Below are 24,039 nucleotides of genomic sequence, written 5' to 3'. Positions count from 1 at the left end.
ATCGCAATAAACAAACTCAACAAAACTAAAACTTATTTAATGGAAACGGTAGTAGAAACGAACAATACCGGTCAGTATGGAATGTACGGGGTGATTCCGGCGGCGGATGCCATAAAGGACGGCACAATCGGGACTCTGTTCTGCCAGTTTTATGTGACGACGACGGCGCTGGATCAGTCGTTCGGCCTCACATCGATTGATTCGCCGACCAGCGGCGGATTTGCCAACTTTAACTGTCAGGTCGCTCTGGTGCGGGGGAACCTGCTGGTGCGAAACGGCGGTTCCTCTCAGACAGTAGGGACCTTCCAGGCCAATACCTGGTATTATCTCTGGATTGTTGTGAACAACATCAACAACACCTACTCCGTTTATATCAAAACCACACCGTCTGCGGCCACGGCGGCGGACCGCGTGGCGACGGATTTTGCGTTCCGCACCAGCGGAACGGATGGGGATTTGGACCGGTTTTATACCATCGCTAACTATGGTTCCAACATCACGGCGGGTACGCGGCTGTATTTTGACAACATTGTGACCAGTCCCGGTGAAAATCTGTCCGTGTATGTGTCCGGTGCGGCTTACAATCCTTCTCCGGCAAACGGAGCAACGAACGTTCTGCTGGATACTGTGCTCAGCTGGAATACGGGCGTTGACCCGAATAATCCTTCACAGGTCAATCCGAGAATTACCAAGCACTATTTGTATCTGCGTCATACGGACCCCAATTTTGTCGGAATGACGCCGATTACGATTCCGGCGACCGGGGCGGTCGGCTCTTATACGCCGCCGGCCGGGCTGGAAGCAGACCGGACTTACTATTGGCGCGTGGATGAAAGCATAGACAATTCGTTGCCGACTGATTCCAGGACGATTCGGGGCGGAGTCTGGACTTTTAAGACCATTCCGGCGGTTCCGTATATTGAAGAACAGCCGAGTGAGGTTCGTGTGGACGGCTCGAATCCGACGCCTCCTCCGGCGGTATTTACAGTAAAGTTCCGCAGCGAGCTCTCTGCGGCCCAGCCGACCTGGAAGAAGTATGTTGATGGGCTCAATGATACCGTGCTCACGCCCGGCAGCAAGTATTCGATTGCCTGGGATGATACAACGACGACGCTGTCCATTAACAATCCAGGGGTCAGCGATCAGGGATATTACTATTGCGTTCTGACGAATCTGACGGGAAGCACGACAAGTCAGCAGGCCCCTCTGATTGTCAATCGGCTGCTGGCTCGGTATGACTTTGAAGGCAGCTTCAATGATTCCGTCGGGAATAATCACGGAGTCGGCCTGAATTACACGAATCCGGGTTCCGGCGGTCCGACGTTCGGCAGTACCGCCCCGATTGACGGGATGTATGCAGTTCTGGACGGACAGGGTCAATATATTGACCTTGGGGCCGAAGCCTATCCGAAGGCCGGGTTTGCCAACGGAATGTCGGAAGGCACGGTTCTGTGCTGGGTGAAGCCCACACAGGCCGGTACGGTGCTTTTGAACTACAACGATGGGGCGACGACGGGATTTGGGTTCTCGCTGAACACCGCTCCGAATGCCCGGCTGAACATTCGCGGGGAAGGTTTCCAGCAGGAATATCAGGAAATCGGTACGGCGGAAGGCCGCCCGGGGATGACGGGATTTAATCTGTATGACGGCCGGTGGCATTTGGTTGGGGCTACTTGGAAAGAAGGGGAGTTTGTCCGGATTTACGTGGACGGCGAGCAGGTGGCTTCTGTGACCGGCGGCAAGCCGGACCAATATCTGCCGTGGCAGCGGGGGATGCTGATTGGCGCCAGCCGGACGGCTGCAGACCGCACTGTTTTGACGAGCTTCTTTGGCGGGGCCATCGACAATCTCCGGGTGTACAATTACGCTGTTTCAGGAACAGTGATTGCGCAGGAGTATGTGGACAAGACAGGTCTGAAACCGTGTCTGACGCCCTCCTTTACAGGCAATGCGTACAATTTTGTCAATACGATTGATTCGTATTGCCGGGTGGATTTAGCGGACCTTGCCGTGTTTATCCAGAACTGGCTGGCCTGCGGTCTGTATCCGGATTGCCAATAAGAGGTTATGAAGAGGCAGGCGGAGCAAAAAACGGGCTCTGCCTGCCTTTTTCTGCAAAAGCTGCTTGCCGTCAAAGATAAAAGACGGTAAAATCATAAGTAACGATTTGAAATGTAATTAGAAAAAATTTGATGGGGGTTTATTGCTTTTAAGAAACGCATTCATTCCGGGGGCGGCATTCGCGAATAGTTCTTTTTCAATTCCGTCTTGCTTTTTTCAAAAAAACGTTGTCCACTTCGCCCTGAAATCGGTGTATGTGCGGGAATGAGATTCGGGCAAAAGCGGCTCAAATGAAACTCAAAATGTTCCCAAAAAAGAGAAAGAGGTCGAGGGTTTTTGAGGGAGTACACTTATGAAAAAGATGCTTTTTTTAGCCGTTCTTTTCACGTCTGTACCGGCTTATTCTGCCACCATCACGCTGGTGGCTGCCGATGCGCTGGGGCAATCGTCTTTTAACAGCGGGCTCAACTGGAGCAACGGGCAGCCGCCGAGCGCAGGCAATGATTATGTGGTGAGCATTGCTCAGCTGCGGACACCGCCGGATGGGGGCAATTATGTTTTCGGCGGCGATTCGCTGACCATCAATACCGGCGGGGTTCTGATGTACAAGGGCACCGGTTCAACCGGCAGCATCACAGTGAATAATCTCATCGGCAACGGGGGAACAATTATTGACCATCGGAATGGGGCGGCGGATGTCTGCAATTTGTACGGGAATATTCATATTGCCGCCGACTCAATGATGTATGCCAAACAAGGGCCGATTAACGTGTATGCGACTATCAGCGGCAGTGCCAGGATTACGAACACGGGCTCGGACGGGGACGGACGGACGCTGACGTTTTATTCGTCGGCCAATACGTTTACAGGGAGTATCGTCAACAACGGACGGTTTGTGCTGGCGGATGATGCAGTCCTGCGGTTTGTGATTGGCGCCAACGGAGTGAACAACAGCATCTCCGGAACGGGGCCGCAGACCGTTCTCAATGGAGATTTTATCTTTGATTTGAATGGGGCGGGAACCAGTGTCGGGGACAGCTGGACAATTGTCAGTGCATCCAACCGGACCTTTGGGGCCACATTTACGGTGGTTGGTTTTACAAACAAGGGCGGCGGGGTCTGGGAAAAGGAGGCCAACGGGGTTTTGTATCAGTTCGACCAGTCCACCGGAAAACTGACGGTGATTCCGAGTTCAACAACGCTTTATATTGACAACAGCATTCAGACCTACGGCAGTCTGAGCAATGCAACGGTGTATATGACGGGCACATCCGAGCTGCATCTGACCGGTACGACTCCCTTGACCAACAGCGTCGTGCATCTGAATTCTGCAGATGCCTGGCTGTTTTTCCGCTCGCTGAAACCCTCTGCCGTCAATACATCCACCTATCTGAATCAAATTCGTGTGAACGGAGCCGCCGCTGTTTTGAATACAAACATCCGGATTGTCCAGTATGAGGCGGGCACGGTGGTGATTCCCCATTCGAGCAGTTATCAGGCCCTGCAGGTATTCAGCAATGTGAACTTTACCGGCAGTTCCGTGAATCTGGGCAATTATACATATTACCGTTCGACGCAGCTGGGGGCGATGAACAACAATATCCGTTCGTTTCGGCTGAAGCGGGGGTATATGGCGACCTTTGCGGCCAATGACAACGGAACAGGTCCCAGTCGGGTGTATGTTGCCAAAGATGCGGACCTTTGGATTGGGGTGATGCCGGCGGATTTGGAGAATGACGTTTCCTTTGTCCGGGTGATTCCGTGGCGCTGGCCTTCCAAGAAGGGCTGGTGCGGCAGTGCATCGGATGCGGCGATGGTCAACTGCACCTGGCGGTATGACTGGGATAATGCGGCGACCTCGACACTGGATATTGAATATGTGCCGATGCGGCACAATGCCAACTGGAACAGTTATTCGAATATCAATAACAAGCAGAATTCCACGCATGTGCTGGCGTTCAATGAGCCGGACAAGTCGGACCAGGCAAATATGACGGTTCAGCAGGTAATCGATGCCTGGCCGAATCTGGTGGCTTCCGGGCTCCGTCTGGGTTCACCGGCTCCCAGCGATGCCTCCAGCGGGCTGGACTGGCTGTACAGTTTTATTGACCAGGCGGATGCGCTGGGGCTGCGGGTGGATTTCGTGGCGGTCCATTATTACAAGAACAACTGGACGGCGGACCAGCTGGAAAACTGGCTGCGCGGGATTCATCAGCGGACGGGACGGCCGCTGTGGATTACGGAGTTCAATAACGGGTGCAACTGGACAACGCCGCACCCGACCTATGAGCAGAATGCCGCCAAAATTAATGAGCTGATTACTCGGATGGCCAGTCTGCCGTATGTCGAACGGTATTCGATTTATCAGTGGTGCACCAATCGGGAGCTGATTGTTGACGGAGCTCTGACACCGGCGGGTGTGGTGTACCGCGACCACCTGCCGCCGATGGCCAATTCCCTGGATGTTAATTTTGAATGCATCGGGTATTATCGGCTGGATGAACAGACGGGGACAACGGCCGGCGACCTGTCCGGAAAGGGTCGGAACGGAACTTTGATGGGAGGGCTGAATTTTGCATCAAACAGCGCTCCGGGTGTTTTGGGCCGGGCCCTGCAGTTTGACGGGACGGACGACTACATCCAGCTGCCGAGCGGTTTTTATGAATTTGACAACGGGTTTTCCGTTTCGTTCTGGGCGTATCCGACGGCGGTGAAAAATTATGCCCGCTTTGTGGATTTGGGCAGCGGACCGAACGCCAACAATATCATCGTAGGCCGATACGGGACTACCAATGACCTGTTTGTACAGGTTTTTAACGGTTCTTCAGGGGGAACGGTTGTCCGTGCAACGAATGCTTTGGCCCTGAATGCCTGGCAGCATTTCGTGGTGAGCATCAGCAAGCGTTCGTCCAGCAATGTGAAGATTTATAAGAACGGCCAGCTGATTCTGACGGCGACGACGAGCATTCCGCTGAGTGCGACACGGACGGCGAATTATATCGGACGAAGCAACTGGACGGCGGATGCCTATTATCAGGGGTTGCTGGATGATGTGCGGATTTATGATTATGCGGTGACGACCAGCGAAGCGGCGGCGCTGTATGCCTCCGGCGGCAGCCGCCCGTACACCAGTCAGCCGGCCGTAATCCCCGGACGGATTGAAGCGGAGCAGTATGACCTCGGACAATCGGGGGCTGCTTATTATGATACAACGGTCGGCAACAGCGGCGGGGCCTTCCGAAATGACGGGGATGTGGATATTCGGAGTATTTCGGACTTCGGCAGCGGGTTTGCCGTGACGAATATTGCGGCGGGGGAATGGCTTCGCTATACGGTGAATGTGACGGAGTCCGGCGTGTACTGTCTGTATCTGCGGGCGTCGGCGACGGGAAACAATATTCCGGTGACCGTGAAGCTGGACAATGCGGTTGTCGGAACGGTTCTGGTGAACAGTACAGGCTCACTGGATACGTTTGGGACCTTTCTGCTGAATAATTTGACGCTGGAAGCTGGGGCCTGGCGTGTGCTGGAACTGTCGTTTTCTTCTCCGGGTCTGGAGGTCAACTGGGTGGAATTTCAGAAGCAGCAGTCGCCGTGGGGCGGGACGGCGTGGGTTCTGCCGGGGCGTGTGGAGGCGGAGGATTTTGACTTCGGCGGTCCCGGGTATGCGTATTGGGATACGACGGCCGGCAATTCGGGCGGAGCGTATCGGACGTACGAGTCGGTGGATATTGTTGCGGTGACGGACGGGACAGCCGGCTATGCGGTGGATTCGATTGAGAGCGGCGAGTGGCTCACCTATACCGTCAGCACCAGTGCGGCCGTGCGGGATTTGTATGTGCGGCTGGCCTCGATTCAGGACGGCGGACAGATACGGGTGTGGCTGGATGCAGACCTGCTGGCGACTGTGACGGTGCCGAATACGGGTTCGCTGGATGCCTGGCGGAATGTGATTGTGCCGGGCGTAGTACTGCCGCAAAAGACCAATGCAATTCTGAAACTGGAATTTATCGGAAGCGGGTATCGGGTCAACTGGATTGATTTCCAGAACCGCATGCCTTATCTGGGGGTTCCTGTTTCTCTGCCGGGGATTCTGGAGTTTGAAAACTTTGATGTCGGCGGAAATTATGTGTCTTATTTCGACAATACGCCGGGCAACAGTTATGGTGCCTATCGGACGGATGTGGATGTGGACATTATGACGATTTGGGACGGCGGAGCCGGATTCGGGGTGTATATGGAGTCCGGCGAATGGCTGGAGTACACCTGTTCCATGCCGGCCGGGCTGTATGACCTTCGGGTTCGGTACACGACGAATTATCCGGTGGATTCCCTGCAGCTGGCTGACGGGACAACGGGGACGGTTTTGGCGAATCTGGTGCTTGCATCCACCGGCGGCTGGAGCAGCTGGCAGGATGCGGTGATTGAAGGGATCTATCTGCCGGGCGGGCCGCAGAGCATCCTTCGGTTTGTTCTGGGCAGTCCGCGTGTTTTGGTGAATTATGTGGAGTTTATCCGGCGGTATAATCCGGCGGACTTGAACCGGTCCGGGCTGGTGGATTTGGAGGACTTTTCGATTTTGTCCAGCCAGTGGCTGGGTGAGCCGGGCGACCCGTCGGCGGATACGGCTCCGGCGGGCGGCGACGGCTGGGTGGATTTGGAGGATTTGGCCGACCTGGCCGACAACTGGCTGATTTGGCAGTAAGAGAAGAGAAAAGACAAAAAGAGAGGCAGGGGAATTCGGATGAGACATTATCTGAGAGTTGGGTTTGTTTTTCTGGCGTCGGCATCTTCTCTGCTGTCGGCGGGAACTGTTCGTGTGTTTACGGGCAGTCGTGCGGGGGGGCAGGTGGAAACCCGTCCGCTGCGGTTTCATCAGACCGAGCAAAATCAGGTTCGGGTGTGGGCGGAAGAGGCCGCCTTTACCAGTCAGCCGGGCGAGCCGGATATTCCCTGGCAGGTGCTGCGGGTTGTTCTGCCGCCGTTTGTCGATTTGGAGCAGATTGCCGTATGGGCGGATGGGAAATACACATTGCTTGAAGGAAATCGAAAGATTGCCCCGCGCGGACCTTGGGGAACCTGGGACGCCGAGGGCAATCCGGTTTTTGTCTGGCCCGAAGGGCGGATTATTGTGGATGGATACGATACGGAAATCTATACCCGCAATGCTTTCTGGCCGCAGGAAACGTATCGGCTGGTTCACAAGGGGCAGCTGGAGGATTGGAAGTTAGTCGAAATCGCCGTCCCGCTTGTTCGGTACAATCCCGTAACCGGAGAAGTGCAGGAGCTGACGGAGGCGAATGTCTGGACCGATTGGGACCGAAAGGCGGAGCGGCGCAAACGGCTGGAAGCGGCAGGCCGAACAATCAACACTCGGCGAGGTCGAGAACGAGTTCGGGAACTGGCGGTCAATTTTGCTTCCGCGGCGGCGGAGTATGATGCGGAAGCGGGGACTTCTTCTGCTGTCGGAACCCTTTCGACGGAATCCGGGGAGGGGCTTATCGGCACAGCGGGAGTGAATTCAAAGGGGTATGTGATTTTGACCACCTCGTCGATTGTAAACAGCTCGACAAAATTGGCTGCTTTTGTTGCGCATAAGGCATCACGCGGTTGGAATGTGAGCGTGGTAACGGAGAGCACCTGGGGCGGCGGGACGGGGTCTGCGGCGGCGGTGAATATCCGCAACTGGCTTCGGGCGAACTATCAGACAATGGATATTCTGTATGTGCTGCTGATCGGAGACCCGCATCCGGATACCGGAACCGTGCCGATGCGCTGGTACGATGACGGCCGCGGCAGTGCTCCGATTGATGCGATGTATTCCGATTTGAGCACGGCAAGCGGTTGGGATAAGTATTGGGAGGTTGTGGTCGGGAGGATTCCGAACTATGGTACGATGTCGGAACTGGATGCAATTCTGCAGAAGACCATGAACTATGAAAACTCTCAGCAGGTCTTGTGGCGGCGCAAGGGACTTTTGCCGATGGTGCCGCTGGATGATACGACGCCGGCCTACCAGTGCGGAGAACAGATACGCAGCGCCTTTTACATCCCGAACGGGATTGCCTCGACGCGGATTTATCGGGACAATTACGGGCTGAATCCCGCTCCGGAGTATCTGCTTTCAAATCGTTATCCGGCGACGGAATGGGGCAGTCAGCCGTATGGATTTGTAACATGGCTGACGCACGGGAACTGGAATGTGGCCAGTGAGGTGATCGACAATAACAATATTTGGCGTCTGAATGATTCGTATCCGAGCGCCGTGTATCAGGGGTCCTGTCTGAATGCTTATCCGGAGAACAATTCCAATCTGGCCTATAAGATTCTGCAGCGGGGAGCCATTACGACGGTGGCGGCGACACGGGAGAGCTTTTACGATGTGGGACAGACCAACTTTGCCGGCGGCGGAAGCATCGGGACGCTGGCGTACCGTTATACGAGGAATATGGTGGTCAACCGCCAGACCTGCGGGCTGGCGCTGGCCAATGCCAAGCAGCAGGATTATATTTATCCGCCGAATGCGACCCGGATGACTCTCTACGGGGACCCGTCGGTCTTTGTGCTGGTCGATCCGGATTTTGCCCCTCCGACCCCGAATCCGATGACGTGGGCAACGCCTCCTTATGAGAGCGGCCCGGGCTCTGTGACGATGGAAGCGACGACGGCGGTAGACGCCGGAGGTTCGAATGTTCAGTATTACTTCCAGTGTGTTGCGGGCGGAGGAAAAGACAGCGGCTGGCAGAGCAGTCCGATTTATACCGATACGGGGGTTGTACAGACAGTCAGTACCTACCGGGTGAAGGCCCGGGATTTGAGCGATAATCTCAATGAGACGGCGTATTCTGAACCGATGACGGCGGTTCTTTCGCCTTATCCGTACGGGGGACAGGCTCGAACGCTGCCCGGCCGAATTCAGGCGGAGCATTTTGATGTCGGCGGGCAGGGAATTACATATTTGGATACCACAACAGGCAATTCCGGCGGCGTCCTACGAACACGGGAGGATGTGGATATTGTTTCCATCACAGACGGGACGGCGGATTATGCTGTAGATGCCATTGAAGCCGGCGAATGGCTGACGTATCGGGTGAACACCTCGGCGGAAACGGCGGATTTGTATCTGCGGGCGGCTTCGGCGCAGGACGGAGGGGTGGTTCGAGTTTGGCTGGATGAGCTTCTGCTGGCTGTCGTTGCCGTTCCGAATACCGGTTCCCTGAACACCTGGCAAAGTATTAAGGCAGGCGGGATTCCTCTGCCCGGGCGAACAAATGCCCTGCTGAAACTCGAATTTTTAGGCGGCGGATTCCGGCTGAACTGGGTTGCCTTGACCAAACAGCTGCCGTATCTCGGAAGTCCGTTTTCCCTTCCCGGTCGGATTGAATTTGAAGATTTTGACATCGGAGGACAGGGGATTTCCTTCTATGACAATACATCCGGCAACAGCTACGGTGTGTACCGGACGGATGTGGATGTGGACATTATGACGATTTGGGACGGCGGAACCATGGGGTATAGTGTGTTTATGGAGTCCGGCGAATGGCTGGAATATACCTGTTCGATTCCGTCGGGACTGTATGACCTGCGGGTTCGTTATACGACAAACTATCGGGTGGATTCAATGCGTCTGGAGGACGGGGGGACGGGCGCAGTTCTGGCGGATTTTGCATTGGCGCCCACCGGCGGCTGGAGTACCTGGCAGGATGCCCTGATTGAAGGGATTTATCTGCCGGGCGGGCCGGAGAAGGTGCTTCGCTTCGTTTTGGCCAGTCCCCGGGTTTCGATCAATTATGTGGAGTTTATCCGGCGGTACAATCCGGCGGACCTGAACCGCTCCGGGCTGGTGGATTTGGAGGACTTTTCGATTTTGTCGGGCCAGTGGCTGGGCGAACCGGGCGATCCTTCAGCGGATACGGCTCCGTCGGGCGGCGACGGCTGGGTGGATTTGGAGGATTTGGCCGAGTTGGCGGACAACTGGCTGAAGGAATATTGATGCCGCTTTCTGCGGAATACGGGGAATAACGGGCAGATGTTCACTGTGCGTTTTGAGGAGGGTCAACGGAATGAAATCGAACAAGTTTTCCAGAGCAGTTAGACTGGGGCTGTATGCAGCGCTCTGGTTGGGATGGAGCGGTTTTGTTTTGGCGGAAACGGTTTCGTTCAGCACCGCGGACGCCGGTCAGGTCAAATCTGTTCCAGAGTGGGGGGTGGATACGGCCTGGCCCAGCCGGGACAATATGCGAATCAGCATCGCTCATATGGGGCTGGATGCCATTGATATCATCCGGCTGAATTTCTATATGGATGAACCGCTGACGGCCAATGGAGAGATTGCGGATTCCTCCAAAGCAAAGATTAATAATCAGTTGAGCATTGCCGCCATGGCGGGCAGCAAACCGCTGATGCTCACACCGGCTACCGGGGACGGCGTGCATTCGTGGTATAAAAACGGCTCGCAGGTCTGGCCGGACCGCTGGGCTCAGCTGATTGAGGCGACCCAGGCCTATATCAACAGGCCGATTGCGGCGGTCGAACCGTTTAACGAGCCGGATTATTCACCATGGAATCAGGGAACGCCGCAGAATTTGTATGACATTCTGGGGCTTCTCCAAAACAGCCCGCGCTTTCAGGGTACGCTGCTGGGCGGCCCGAGTGTTCTGAACAGCGATACGGCCCGGACCTGGTATGATGTCATCAAAAGCCGGGTTCATCTGGGGTCCACCCATCAGCTGGCCGGCTCGACAAACAGCTATGTCAATTTCCTTCAGTATGTCAAGGCCAACGGAGCCATCCCGCATAATCCGGAACTGCACAGTCTGGCGGAGGCCATCTACGGGGCCGAGTACGGACTGGGCGGCGGGATTTGGTGGGGGCCGGTGGTGCTGCCTCGAGGTGTTTTTGTGAGGGCTTCAGACGGACGGCGGCTGGGGTATTCAGAAAACCGCGGGAAATATTCTGCGGCGGCGGTCTATCGGGCTCCGGATGGGAAAATCTACGGTTTTGCCGGGTGTTTTGAGCGGCAGGGGGCTCTGACTCCTTATCGTTTTGTCTGTACCGATCGCGATGTGTATTACAACGGCATCGGCCCCATTCGAGCGTATATGGTCAATGTCAATCAGGGGCAGGATGCGTATATTGAAATCGAGACGGACAATCCGGTGTGGCCTGCTCTGGACGGCAATCGATGGAAAATCGTGAATCGCCAGACCGGACGCGTGGCCGAGGTGGCCAATGCCGGCATGCAGGACGGAGCGGATATACGCCAGGCGGTTGATACCGATGGACTGCATCAGAAATGGAATCTTCTGCGGGAGATGAGCGGGTACTTTCTCCTCTTTGCCGCACACAGCGGCCGAACCGCCGAAGTGGCCAACTGGTCCACCAGCAACGGTGCGAACATCCGGCAATGGGGGATGGGGGAGAATTTCCTGCAGCGGTGGTTTCTGGAATACGCCGGCGACGGTTATTTTTATATTCGCAACGCCCACAGCTGCAAATACATGACCGCCAGCGGCACCGCAACCATTTATCAGTGGGATTTTACCGGCTCCTATACGCAGCAGTGGCGGTTTGTGCCGGCCAATCCTCCGGTGAATGGAACCCTGCGGGCTTATTATGAGTTTGAAGACAGTGTGTTGGACAGTACGTTTGCCTACCATGGAACCGCCTCGGGTTCGCCGGCTTATACCGTCGGACGCATCGGACGGGCCATTGTTCTGGATGGAGTCGATGATTTTGTGTCGCTTCCCGCCGGGGTTGTGAATACAACTGATTTTACGGCGGCGGCGTGGGTGTATTGGAACAGCGGCGGAAATTGGCAGAGACTTTTCGATTTCGGCGGCGGGACATCCGAATATCTGTTTCTGACGCCGCGTTCCGGTGCCAATACCCTGCGGTTTGCCATTACCAAAGAGGGAAATGCCAATGAGCAGATTCTCGAAACCGACCCGCTTCCGATCGGTCAATGGGTTCACGTGGCGGTGACCCTTTGCGGCCATACCGGCATTCTCTATGTAAACGGAACGCCCCGTGTTGCCGGCCAGATACGTCTGGACCCGTCTGAAATTAATGCGGTCAATAACGCTATCGGCAAAAGCCAGTTTTCCGGCGACCCGTATTTTAACGGGCGAATCGATGATTTTCGGATTTATAATTATGCCCTGACGCCGGAGGCGGTGCAGGACTTGTATCAGATGATTACGATGGAAGGTCCGTACGGCGGTCAGCCGGCGGTCATTCCCGGGCGGATTGAGGCGGAAGAGTATGATTACGGCCCGCAGGGAACCGCTTATTATGACACAACAATCGGCAACAGCGGCGGAGTGTTTCGGCTGCCGACGGATGTGGATATTCGGAGTATTTCGGACTTCGGCAGCGGGTTTGCCGTGACGAATATTGCGGCGGGGGAATGGCTTCGCTATACGGTGAATGTGACGGAGTCCGGCGTGTACTGTCTGTATCTGCGGGCGTCGGCGACGGGGAATAATCTTCCGGTGACCGTGAAGCTGGACAATGCAGTGCTGGGCACGGTTTGGGTCAACAGCACGGGCTCGCTGGATACCTTCGGGACATTTATGCTGAATAGTCTGACGCTGGAAGGGGGCACAGGACGAGTTTTGGAACTGTCTTTTCCAGCCGGAGGCCTGGAGGTCAACTGGGTGGAATTCCAGAAGCAGCAGTCGCCGTGGGGCGGGATGGCGAGGGGGTTGCCGGGGCGTGTAGAGGCGGAGGATTTTGACTTCGGCGGTCCTGGGTATGCGTATTGGGATACGACGGCCGGCAATTCGGGCGGAGCGTATCGGACGTACGAGTCGGTGGATATTGTTGCGGTGACGGACGGTTCGGCCGGCTATGCGGTGGATTCGATTGAAAGCGGCGAATGGCTCACCTATACCGTCAGCACGCAGCCGTCCGTCGGGAATTTGTTTGTCTATGCGCGGGCGGCCTCGATTCAGTCCGGCGGGCAGATTCGGGTGTGGCTGGATGCGGACCTGCTGGCGACGGTGGCGGTGCCGAATACGGGTTCGCTGACGGCCTGGCAGACTGTGAAGGCTTCCTGTCTGCCGCTGCCGCAAAAGGACCAAGCGGTTCTGAAACTTGAATTTGTCGGAAGCGGTTTTCGTATGAACTGGATTGAGATTGCCCGGCAGGTACCCTATTGGGGCAGTCCGTTTTTGCTTCCCGGTCGGATTGAAATGGAGGATTTTGACATCGGCGGACAGGGCGTCTCGTATTTTGATACCACTCCCGGCAACAGTTACGGGGGCTATCGGACGGATGTCGATGTGGACATTATGACGATTTGGGACGGCGGGGCCGGATTTGGCGTTTTTATGGAGTCCGGAGAGTGGCTGGAATACACCTGTTCTGTTCAGCCGGGTCTTTATGCCCTGCGAATTCGCTATACAACCAATCAGGCTGTTCCGTCGCTGCAGCTTCTGGACAGCACTGCCGGAACTCTTCTGGCGGATATTTCTCTGGCCTCGACGGGCGGCTGGAGCAGCTGGCAGGATGCGGTCATCGAAGGGATTTCTCTGTCGAATGGGCCGGACAGGGGCCTGCGGTTTGTTCTGAACAGTCCGCATGTTTTGGTGAATAATGTGGAGTTTATCCGGCGGTACAATCCGGCGGACCTGAACCGGTCCGGGCTGGTGGATTTGGAGGACTTTTCGATTTTGTCCAGCCAGTGGCTGGGCGAACCGGGCGAGCCTTCAGCGGATACGGCTCCGTCGGGCGGCGACGGCTGGGTGGGCCTGGAGGATTTGGCCGACCTGGCGGACAACTGGCTGATTGTCCAGTAGGTCGGTCAATTCCTCTTTCTGCAGACAAAGGAATCCTGATGATGCATTGTCTGGGACTGAGTGTTTTCATTTGGACAATGCTGGGGCTGCAGGGACCTTCTGCGTTTGTTCACCCGGGACTTTTGTCCACACAGGAGGATTTGGAGCGGATGCGTGCAAAGGTTGCGGCCGGTGAGCAGCCTTGGAAGGGCAGCTGGGAACTTCTTGTCCGCAATACGAATTCGTTTCTTCATACAAAACCGGAGGCTCAGCCGATTCTCTATGCAGGCGGGGGCTATCCGGAGAATTACATCCGATTGGCCCGAGACTGCGCCCGGGCTTATCAATGCGCCCTTCGTTATCAGGTATCCGGCGAAACGGCGTATGGAGACAAAGCGGTGGAGATTCTGAACGCCTGGGCTTCTGGGATGACCGGCTGGCAGGGAGATACCAACGTCAGTCTGCGTGCGGGTCTGTACGGGTATCAGCTGGCCTGCACGGCGGAACTGATGCGGGACTATTCCGGCTGGAGTGCGGCGGATTTTGCGGCTTTTCAGAAGTGGATGCTTGATGGTTTTTATGTGAAGAATGCTTCTTTTCTTGCCTCTCATCACGGCACGTGCAGCAGCCATTACTGGGCGAATTGGGATTTGGCAAATATTGCCTCCGTGATGGCAATCGGCGTGCTGTGCGACCGGCGCGATATTTTTGAGGAAGGGCTGAATTATTTTTATCAGGGGATCGGCAGCGGTTCCGTACGAAATGCGGTTCATTTTATCCATCCGGACGGATTGGGTCAGTGGCAGGAAAGCGGGCGGGACCAGGGACATACGCTGATGGGGGTGCTGCTGATGGGAACCATCTGCGAGATTGCCTGGAATCAGGGGATTGACCTTTACGGCTATGACGGCAATCGGGTGCTGGCAGGCTGTGAATATGTCGCCAAATACAATCTGGGGTATGAGGTGCCTTTTGTAACTTATATAACCTGCGATTATCCGAGTCGGGCGGCTCATTCGATGATTTCTTCGACGGCACGCGGTCAAATGCGGCCCGGCTGGGAGATGATTTATAACCATTATGTCAACCGAAAAGGGCTGTCAGCGCCCTATACACAGCAGTATGCCGAGAACGTTCGTCCGGAGGGAGGAGGGTTCAATTACGGGACGACCAGCGGCGGATTTGACCAGCTTGGGTTTACGACACTTACGCATACGCGGGAACCGATTGGCCCCCGTGCACCGAGCGCCCTGCGGCTGACTGTTCAGGGGCGACGGATTGTTTTGTCCTGGACGGGTTCGGCGTCTGCCCAAAGTTATATTATCAAACGCAGCACCTCGCACGGCGGGCCTTATACGACGATTGCAGCAACGAAAGAGACATATTACATCGACAAAGATTTGACGCCGGGAATGACCTATTTTTATACAGTGTCCGCCCAAACCCCGAAGGGGGAGACGCAGGACTGTGCTCCGGCGGCCGCAGCGGCGAACAAGCAGCTGTTTGGAGCAGTGATTGGGACAGAGGGTTCCTATCAAAATGCCGGAGCCGTACGGGATGCGGTTTTTGACGGCTGCCTGCGAAACTTTTTTGATGCACCGAGCCGTTCAGCCTGGGCCGGACTGGATTTTGGGGAAGGGGTCCGGGCTCGAATCACGGAGATAAGGTACTGTCCGCGACCCGGTTACGGCAGTCGAATGGTGGACGGACGGTTTCAGGGGGCCAATACGCCGGACTTCAGCGGCGACGTTGTTGATTTGTTTACAATTCGGGTACAGCCGCCTGATGGGGTTTTGACTTCCCAATCAATTTCCAATCCGAATTGGTTCCGGTATGTCCGATATTTGTCACCGGCCGACGGGTATGGGAATGTCGCGGAAGTTCAGTTTTTCGGCGATTTGGACGTTCAGACGGTTTCTGTTCATACGGTTCAATCTTCGGGCGGCGGAAGCCGCTGAAGCCAGATTCTATAGAACTCTTTTATGGGAATTCTCCGGGGGACAGTGGAAAAAAACTTGCCAAAACTGACGGCTATGGTACAATTTCCCCCGATTGAAGCCCAGGTGGCGGAATTGGCAGACGCGTCAGGTTGAGGGCCTGATGGGGGTAACACCTCGTGCTGGTTCGACTCCAGTCCTGGGCAGTCCTTAAAGGAGGATGGAGTCCCGGACTCAATAGTTCCTCGGTGCAGCTTTTTTATACGGGGTTCTGTTTATACCATTCGATGGTTCTGCGCAGTCCTTCTTCAAAGGAAACAATCGGTTCATAGCCGAGCAGCTCTTGGGCTTTCCGAATGTCCGCCAGGGAGTGCCGTACATCGCCCGGGCGCGGGGGAGCATACGTCGGATGGATATTTTTGCCTGTGTGCCTGTTTATCAGCCGAACGACTTCGTTGAGGGTGATTCGCTGACCGCAGGCAATATTGATAACCTCGCCGGCGGTTTTGGGGGCTTTGGCAGCCAGCAGATTGGCTTGGACTACATTTTCGACATATGTAAAGTCGCGGCTTTGCTCTCCGTCTCCGTAAATGGTGGGAGGGCGATCGTTGAGAATACTGGTTATGAAAGCGGGGATGGCCGCGGCGTATTGGCTTTTCGGGTCCTGGCGGGGGCCGAAAACATTGAAATAGCGCAGCGAGACGGTTTCCAATCCGTACACTTTTGAAAAGACGCTGCAGTAGTACTCGCCGAAGAGTTTGGCGGCGGCATACGGCGACAGCGGATTCGGCGCCATGGACTCAATTTTCGGCAGGGTGGGGCTGTCTCCATAGGCGGATGAGCTGGCGGCATAGATAAAGCGTTTGACTTTGGCATCGCGGGCGGCGGTCAAAAGAGTAAAGGTGGCATCGACGCAATCCCGATGCGTGGCCGCCGGATTTTCCACACTCCGGGGGACCGAAGGCAGAGCTCCCTGGTGGAAGACGATGTCGATTCCCTGCATACATCGGCGGGCGGCTGCTTCATCGCCCATATCGCCTTCAACGAACTCGACGGAGTTGAGGATGTCGGCCAGATTGCTTTTTTTTCCGGTGCTCAGATTGTCCAGCACCCGAACAAAAGCCCCCTCGTGAACCAGACGCCGGCACAGATGAGAACCGATAAAGCCCGCCCCGCCTGTGACTAAAAAACGCTCCATAAGGCAGATGCTCCTTCTTTAAATGCCGGACCGAACCGGAACCTGCTGGTATTCGAGATAGGAACGATAGACCTCCTGGAAATAGCCGCCTTTTCGGCTTCGGACGCCCATCAGGACTGTTCCGACAACGCTGGCTCGAATCGACTGCAGCTCCCGCAGAATCCGCATGGCCGCCCCGCGGTGGGTTGTCGAGGCATTGAATACCACGAGTGTGCCGTCTGCTGCGGCCGCCAGGGCTTTGGCGTCACTGACCAGCATGGCCGGGCCGTCGATCAGGACAAAATCGTAGCGGCTTTTGGATTGTTCCAGCAGTTCCTTCATCCGCGGGCTGTCCAGAAGCTCCGACGGATTGGAGGGCAGAGGACCGCTGTCGATGATGTCCAGCCCTGCAATCCCGCTGGGTCGAATAATCTGCGAAACCTCTGTGCACTGACCCAACAGATAGTTGCTTAGCCCGTAATCCGGATGCTCAACAACGGTGCCGTTTGCACCGGTTCGCGGGAACAAATGCGCAACAGCGGGACGTCGGAAGTTTGCATCAATCAGCAGGACCCGACGGTTTTCCGCCAAAAAGGTGCTGGCCAGATTGCTGGCAACAGAGGTCTTGCCGTCACCGGCTTTAGGGCTGGTAATCAGCAGGGTTTTGTGAACGGACGGGCCGGCGGACAGTTTCAGATTGGTCCGCAGCTGCCGATAGCATTCGCTCATAATTGAATAGGGGGCCTGCCGGACCACGTGCACCAGCTCGATGCCTTCGACGTCGTCATCGTCATCGGCATGGCAGATATTGCCCAGCAGCGGCACCTTCAGATGACGCATGACATCGCTGGGAGTCCGAACCAGGTCATTGAGCAGTTCTACGGCAAAAGCCAGAGCCAGGCCGGCCAGCAGCCCGAGCATGAAACCGGCGGGCAGATAGATTTCCCAGCGGGGAGAGCTGACCTCAAGCGGTTCCGGGGCTGAACCGAGACTGCGCAGTTTGCTGATTTCGGGGTCGTTGAAAAGGGCTTTCAGGCTTTCATAGTGGGCATTGGCTTTTTCCAGCTGGGCCTGCTTTTCCTCCCGTTCGATTTCGAGCTTGGCATACTGAGCACGCTCGTGGTCCACGCGCCTGTATTCATCGCGTGCCCGCTGGACCTGCTGTGTGACGGTTTCGAGCTGCTGGGCAATGGCTGTGACTTCATCCTGCACCAGCTGCCACTGGGATTTTCGCTGAATTTCTGCGATTTCAATCTTGCGGGCATCCAGGTCTTTCTTGAATTGTTCTCTTGCTTGTCTGGTTTCGTGTACACGTCGATGATTTTCACCAAATCGGGCCGTTTGCTGAGCCAGCAGTGCGTCAATGCTGTTCAGGGAGTTCTGCAGTTGCCGAACGAGCAGGTCCTGTTCGACGGCCTGCTGGACGACCTGGTCATAATCCGCCTGGGTGGCGCGTCGTTCCGCGATAGCCAGAAGAACCCGAAGCCGCTCCCGCTCGGCATCCAGCCGGCTGAATTCGTTGTACAGCGAGGCCAGTTTTTCATCCATATAGTCGCGGTACGAAACATTTTTGGGGTCGAGACGGGCGAATTCGCTGCCTTGCCGCATATTGTCCATCTGGGTCTGAATGGCCCGAAGAGCATCTCGAAGCTCCTGACGGGCGCGCTCTTCAGAAGCCATTTTTTCGGAAATCTCCGCACGGGCTTTTTCCCGCTGGTCCGACAGAAACAAACGGACCATTTCGTTGACAATCAGCGCCGCTTCTTTCGGGTCGGCCCAGGTCATTTCAATCCGGATGAAGTCTTGGTCTCGGGGAGCACTGACAACGAGTCTTTTGTTCAGTCTTCGAAGGGCTTTGGCGACATCAATCGAAACAATTTGATTATCGGCATCTCGTTTGACAAACTGCTCAAACCACTTGGTGGCTCGGATGGTGTCCAGTTTGATCAGGTTTTCGAGCATATTCTGCTGCTTCATCAGCGCCGCTTTGGTGGATCGGAACTGATAGTACAGGTCCTTCTGCGGCTGCACGGACGTAAATTCCCGGGGGTCTGATGTTATCGGCGGCGAAACATTAATGCCTGCAACCGCAGTATATCGGGGGAAAAACCGCAGCATGAAGAAATACAGCCCGGTAGAGAGAACAAAACCTCCGATAGAAAAGAGAATGATCATCCAGATGTGCCGCCGCAGAATCCCCAGGATTTCCCTGGGAGTTAAGGTAACGGCAGGGGCCGGCTGCATCACGGCTCGCACAGCCGCAGGCTGTGCCGGCACAGGGCTTGTCATACCTTGGATTACCCGCTGAATCTGTTCAGACATATCATGCTCCCACTGAAAAGGACGTCATTACAGAATTTACAAACTCAACTCCTGAATTTTCTTTTCGATGGATTCTTTTTCTTTGGTTGGAATTCCCGGTGCATCGAGGGATTTCCGATAGGCTGCAAGAGCCTCGGATTTTCGGCCCAAGCCCTCCTGAGCCATTCCGATATGTTTGTGAACCTCCCATGGAATCGGCTCGTTGCGGGCTTCGTGCAGCTGAATGGCGCGAAGCAGGGCCTGGCGGGCCTCTTCATAGCGTCCCAGCAGGCACAGGATATAGGCATAGGTATCCAGATAGATCGGATTGCTCATATCAATCTGGCAGGCCCGGCGGGAGTACTCCAGTGCTTTTTCGAGCTGCTGGTTGTTGTCGGCCAGCATATAGGCCAGATTGTTCAGGACCGTCTGGTTGTTGGGCATCCGTTCAAGCAGTTTTTCCATCAAAGACATTGCCTGCTGCATGTACTGTTCGTCAGCCGTCTGAGCATAAGCCATGGTGTAGATGTTGGCTTTTCGCATGGACAGCAGCAGCCATTCCATGCGTCCGGGGTCCAGCTGTTCGAGGCAGGCATCGATGGATTGAAGAGCCTGATTGTACTGGCCTGTCTGCGTGTACAAACTCACCGCCCCGAAGAGGCCTTGCAGAGACTTGGGATTCTCACGGAGTTTCTGGGCGCACCACTGCGCAACCGTGTCCGGTCCGGTTTTTTCGACAATTACGGCTACGATGCCGTTCATCAGGTCGATGTCGGTGCCGGCTTTGTCGAGGGCCAGGAAGAAATTCTGAATCGCCTTGTCCTTCTGCCCCAGTTCAGCATGGGTCTGTGCCACATAGGTGTACAGAATAGCGGCGTGCGGCGAGTCAATATTCTCTGCGGCAAACGCCAGCAGCTTGTTGTAGTTTTTGCTTTGCAGGAGGCTTTCGAGGTAGTAATCGAGAGTTCGGCTGTCGCCCGGGCCGTTTTGGCGGCTCAATTCCCAGGCCTTGGCCAGCAGCTGTTCGGCCGTGACCAAATCCTTTTGTTCCAGATAGAATTTTCCCGCCCGGAAATGCCAGTACACATTGTCCGGATATTTGTCAAGGGTTTCCTGATAGAATCGCCTCAGGTCCGCGGTGCGTTTGCGCTGTTCGTAGATATTTTCCAGCATTGACCGCAGCTGTATCGGGGCCTGGGGGTCATTGAGTCCGCTTCGCAGCTCTCCGATCGCCGCCTCCATCTGGCCGCTTTCCAGATAGACGTTGGCCAGTTCAATCCGGGCGGCGGCGCTGACTTCAATGGTTTTGCTTTTCAAAAGAGATTCGATGGCTTTTGGATAATCTCCCATCAGCCGATACACCCGGCCGCGCAGACGCCAGGCTCCGGCGTGTTCGGGCTGAACCGCCAGGAACTCATTCAGTTTGGACAGGGATTCCGAAAGCTGGCCGCGGCTGAGGCGGAACCACGCATCCAGCAAAAGGACCTGCGTATTGTTCGGATAGCGTTCCCGAAAACTGGCGATACGCTTTTCAATCTGGTCGGTCAATTCCAATTCGAGATACCGCTGCAGGACCCACAATTCTTCATCGGCTGTGGAGGCCAGTGACAGCAGAGTATCCAGATGGCGTCGAACGGCGGCACGGTCGCCTTTGCCTTGGGCAACCAGAATCAATCCCTGCAGGGCCTCTTTGTCCGACGGGTTCTGTTGAAGCAGATTATTTAAGATGGCCTCTGCCTTTTCAAACTGGCCATCCCGCAGATAAAAACGCCAGAGCACATTGGCCTGGCCGCTCAGAAGCGTTTCAGCTTCTGAAGAACGTCCGGTCTGACGCAGGTATTCGGCAAAGGTATTAAGTACTCCTTCGTTATTCGGGTCCAGCTCCAGAGCCTTTTGATAGGCCCCGCCGGCCAGCTGCTGAAGGCCCTGCTTTTTGGCGGCATCCCGTTCGCGTTCCGCCATCCGCATTGCCATATTGCCCAGCAGGACAGCGTTCGAAACCGTGGGATTGCTTTTAAAGAGCTGCTGCCGCATGGCCAGCGAGCGTTCCGGATTCTTGTCAAAGGTGATTTCGGCGTAATAGCTTTGCAGATTCCGGTTGCCCGGATTGAGCATCATGGCAAAGAGCAGCATTCGTTCTGCTTCTTCCGCCTGTTCGGCGGTGACTTTGGCGCCCAGCCGGGCGTTCCGTTCCTGCAGGACCGAAGCGTAATGCAGAATAATTTCCGGGCTGACGGGGTTCATTCGTGCAGCGGTTTGGGCGGCATTCACAGAGTCTTCTAACTTGTTTTGCTGCAGAAAGATGCGGCTTTTGAGCAGCCAGGCCTGCGGCAGCAGCGGCCGATACGTCAGGGATTCATCCAGAAGACGCAGGGCCGCGTCAGGATTGTCCCGTATCATCGCCATCTGTGCGGCGTAGAAACTGCCTCCGCAGCCGTCCAGGTTTTTCTGCCGGGCCTGCTGCAGGATTTTTTCCGCTTCATCCAGGGCTTTTTGTCCAAGCAGTGTTTCATAGTAGGCGTTGACGATTTCCGGGTCATCCGGGAACTGCTCATAGGCCCGGCGATAGGCGTCCAGGGCTTTCTCCGGGCGGTTGGCCGAAGCATAAAACTGGGCCAGCGCAACCAGACGCGTACGGGCGTCTGTGAGCGAAAAGAGAGCTTCTTCGGTCATCTGAGACAGCAGGTCGGAGGGAATGGCCATCGGGTCCGGCTGAGTGAGCTGTTTCTGGAGAACGGCAAAAGCCGGCTCATTCGGCCGATGCCGCCGATAGGTGTCCACAAGAACCCTGGCTTTTTCAATTTCTTTGTCTCGTATCAGCCGGTGGCAGGCGGACAGCAGCATCGTACTGTCTGTTTGCTCCGGCGCCAGCGACAGCAGTTTGGAAAAGAGAGCAAATTGTTCTTCATAAAGGGTGTTCAGCTGCCGTCTTTTTTCCGGGGAGAGGGGAGTTTCTTCTTCACCGGGTGCTGCGGCTGATGCAGAAAGGATTTTGCGGTTTACCAGCTGCAGCCGCAAAGAGAGGGTTTTCGGGTCGTCCGGATTCAGCGAAGCCAGGGCCTTTTCCGCTTCTTCCAGAAAGCCTGCTTCAATCAGGGCCTGCAGCCGAAGATGCTCTGTTTCCGGTGTGCTCCCGTAGCTGTTTTCATAGGTTCGAATCATCATCACGGCCTGAGGATAGCTTCGGGCGACCATGAGGATTTTGGCATAGTCGATCAGCGCTTCCGGCTTCCAGGCAGCTATGCTGTTGCGGTTGAAGAGGGCCTTTTCCAGAAATTCCTTATGCATTCCAAAGACATTCTGGTCGCCCATTTCGAGGGCCAGAACATAGCACAGGTAGGAGTCGATTTGCGACGGTTCGTTCGGAGTATCGAGGGCTTTGGCCTGCTCATAGGCTTTGTACAGCTGACGGACGGCTTTATCCGGCTGCCCTTCGGCGAGGGCAAGCAGTCCATGCCATTTTTGAATCACCGGGTTTTCGGCAGACCCGAGCAGCTGGGTCATTCGGTCCACGGCGGTTTTCACACGGTCCATTTGGGATTTAAATTCCTCAATGGAGCGCCCGGCCCGCTTTCCCTCCAGAATGGTTTCGATATGAATCTGAGCAATAAAGGAGTGCAGAGCGTATTGATTGCCCCGAGCATAGGACTGACGGGGGCCGGTTTGTTCCTGTGCGTCCGGAAGCCGCAGTGCATTTTCCGCAATCTGGAGGGCTTCTTCAATCAGAGCTGGTTTTTTCTGAATGGTTCCCTGACGGTGGAGGAGGGCTGCCAGACGGAGGAGATGACGAATGTTCTGCGGCTCCAGCGCAACGGCCTGACGCATGGCCGCCGAAGCCCGCATCAGTTCTTCCGAACGGCTGAGATTCCCCGTCCGCTCGTAGGCATTCGACAGGGTTGTGTAGAGCACATCCCGCGGCGGAAGGGTTTCAATGAGAGTCTCAATCTGCCGACGAATCTCAACCAGACGGTTCGGGTCGGTGAGGGTTTCCAGTTCAAAGTTGATTTTGGCCGCCCAGGCCGCAGGCAGATCGCTGCTGGATTCGATGCCCTGGTTCAATATCGTTTCCGCTTCTTTTCGGGCGGTGTCTCGGGCCTGAAGATTGCCCTGTGACGCTTCAATGAGGCCCCGCACGAGTGTGGACTCTGCCAGGTACTCATAGCCCTTCGAGTCGGCAGGATTCAGTTCGATGTATTTCTGAAAATCCGCCGCCGCCTTCTGAATCAGCTCCAGCCGATTGCTGACAGCTCCGAGCCGAGCCAGTTCAAGGGCGGCCCGGCCGTGGGCCAGCAGGACTTTCGAGTCAACCGGTTTTTGGGCCTCCTGAAGGATTTTCAGAAGGTCGCGGGCGTAATCCTGCACCTGCTTCCATGCCTGGGGATTGCCGAGGTCCGCCACTTCATAAAAATAGTCAAAAAGTTTGCGTGTCGCGGTCTCGTTTTTCGGGTCCAGCCGCAGAATTTGGTTCCAGCATCCGAGGGCCTTGCCCCAGTCGGCTTCATGATATTCGTTTTGTATCAGCTGAAATTCGGCGTATCGGAAATAGTTGTCAATTTTTTCCCGAGTGGTCTTGGCAACAGCGCAGGCCCGGCCGAAAAACCGTTCAGCGGTTTTGTAATCATTGTTTGCCAGCGCCTCTTCGGCTTTGTGCAGACAATACTGGGGGTCTCGGGTCCGAAGCACATAAAATCCGGCGCCGGCAGCGGCCAGGGCGCCAGCGCCTGCCAGAATCAGCAGGATAATCACCACTTTTTTGTTGAGTTTTTTAGCCATATTCGTTTAT

The 24,039-nt window shown here is 55.6% G+C and carries 8 protein-coding genes and 1 tRNA gene; 6 read left to right on the top strand and 3 right to left on the bottom strand.

Features of this window, described 5'->3' with window-relative positions:
- The 6 genes from WHS88_04715 to WHS88_04690 form a co-directional block, all read left to right on the top strand.
- Positions 1–2,061, top strand: a 2,061-nt coding sequence (locus WHS88_04715; protein ID MEJ5259475.1) for a LamG-like jellyroll fold domain-containing protein, incomplete at its 5' end; no start/stop codon positions are given.
- A gap of 352 nt (positions 2,062–2,413) precedes the next feature.
- The gene (locus WHS88_04710; protein MEJ5259474.1) at positions 2,414–6,766 is read left to right on the top strand and encodes a glycosyl hydrolase; all 4,353 of its coding nucleotides are present in this window, start codon (positions 2,414–2,416) and stop codon (positions 6,764–6,766) included.
- 39 nt (positions 6,767–6,805) lie between these two features.
- On the top strand, positions 6,806–10,054 hold the full coding sequence (locus tag WHS88_04705; protein ID MEJ5259473.1) for a C25 family cysteine peptidase: 3,249 nt from the start codon (positions 6,806–6,808) through the stop codon (positions 10,052–10,054).
- 70 nt (positions 10,055–10,124) lie between these two features.
- Positions 10,125–13,862, top strand: coding sequence for a carbohydrate-binding domain-containing protein (locus WHS88_04700; GenBank protein MEJ5259472.1), 3,738 nt, complete (start codon positions 10,125–10,127; stop codon positions 13,860–13,862).
- A 38-nt stretch (positions 13,863–13,900) separates the two neighbouring features.
- Positions 13,901–15,799 (top strand): alginate lyase family protein, encoded by a 1,899-nt coding sequence (locus WHS88_04695; GenBank protein ID MEJ5259471.1) that lies wholly within the window; start codon positions 13,901–13,903, stop codon positions 15,797–15,799.
- A gap of 99 nt (positions 15,800–15,898) precedes the next feature.
- Positions 15,899–15,984 (top strand) — tRNA-Leu (locus tag WHS88_04690).
- A gap of 53 nt (positions 15,985–16,037) precedes the next feature.
- Here the strand turns inward: WHS88_04690 and WHS88_04685 are convergent.
- From WHS88_04685 to WHS88_04675, 3 genes are read right to left on the bottom strand one after another with little or no spacing between them, the layout of a single operon-like run.
- The gene (locus WHS88_04685) at positions 16,038–16,976 is read right to left on the bottom strand and encodes an SDR family oxidoreductase (protein MEJ5259470.1); all 939 of its coding nucleotides are present in this window, start codon (positions 16,974–16,976) and stop codon (positions 16,038–16,040) included.
- A gap of 18 nt (positions 16,977–16,994) precedes the next feature.
- The gene (locus WHS88_04680) at positions 16,995–19,277 is read right to left on the bottom strand and encodes a polysaccharide biosynthesis tyrosine autokinase (protein ID MEJ5259469.1); all 2,283 of its coding nucleotides are present in this window, start codon (positions 19,275–19,277) and stop codon (positions 16,995–16,997) included.
- Positions 19,278–19,313: 36 nt separating this feature from the next.
- Entirely contained in the window at positions 19,314–24,029 is a 4,716-nt protein-coding gene (locus tag WHS88_04675; protein MEJ5259468.1) for a tetratricopeptide repeat protein, read from the bottom strand.
- Between the last annotated feature and the right edge of the window lie 10 nt (positions 24,030–24,039).

It is taken from the genome of Anaerohalosphaeraceae bacterium, from assembly GCA_037479115.1.
Taxonomy (GTDB): Bacteria; Planctomycetota; Phycisphaerae; order Sedimentisphaerales; family Anaerohalosphaeraceae; genus JAHDQI01.
Note: the sequence above shows the minus strand (reverse complement) of the source record. Positions and strands in the feature narration are given on the sequence as shown.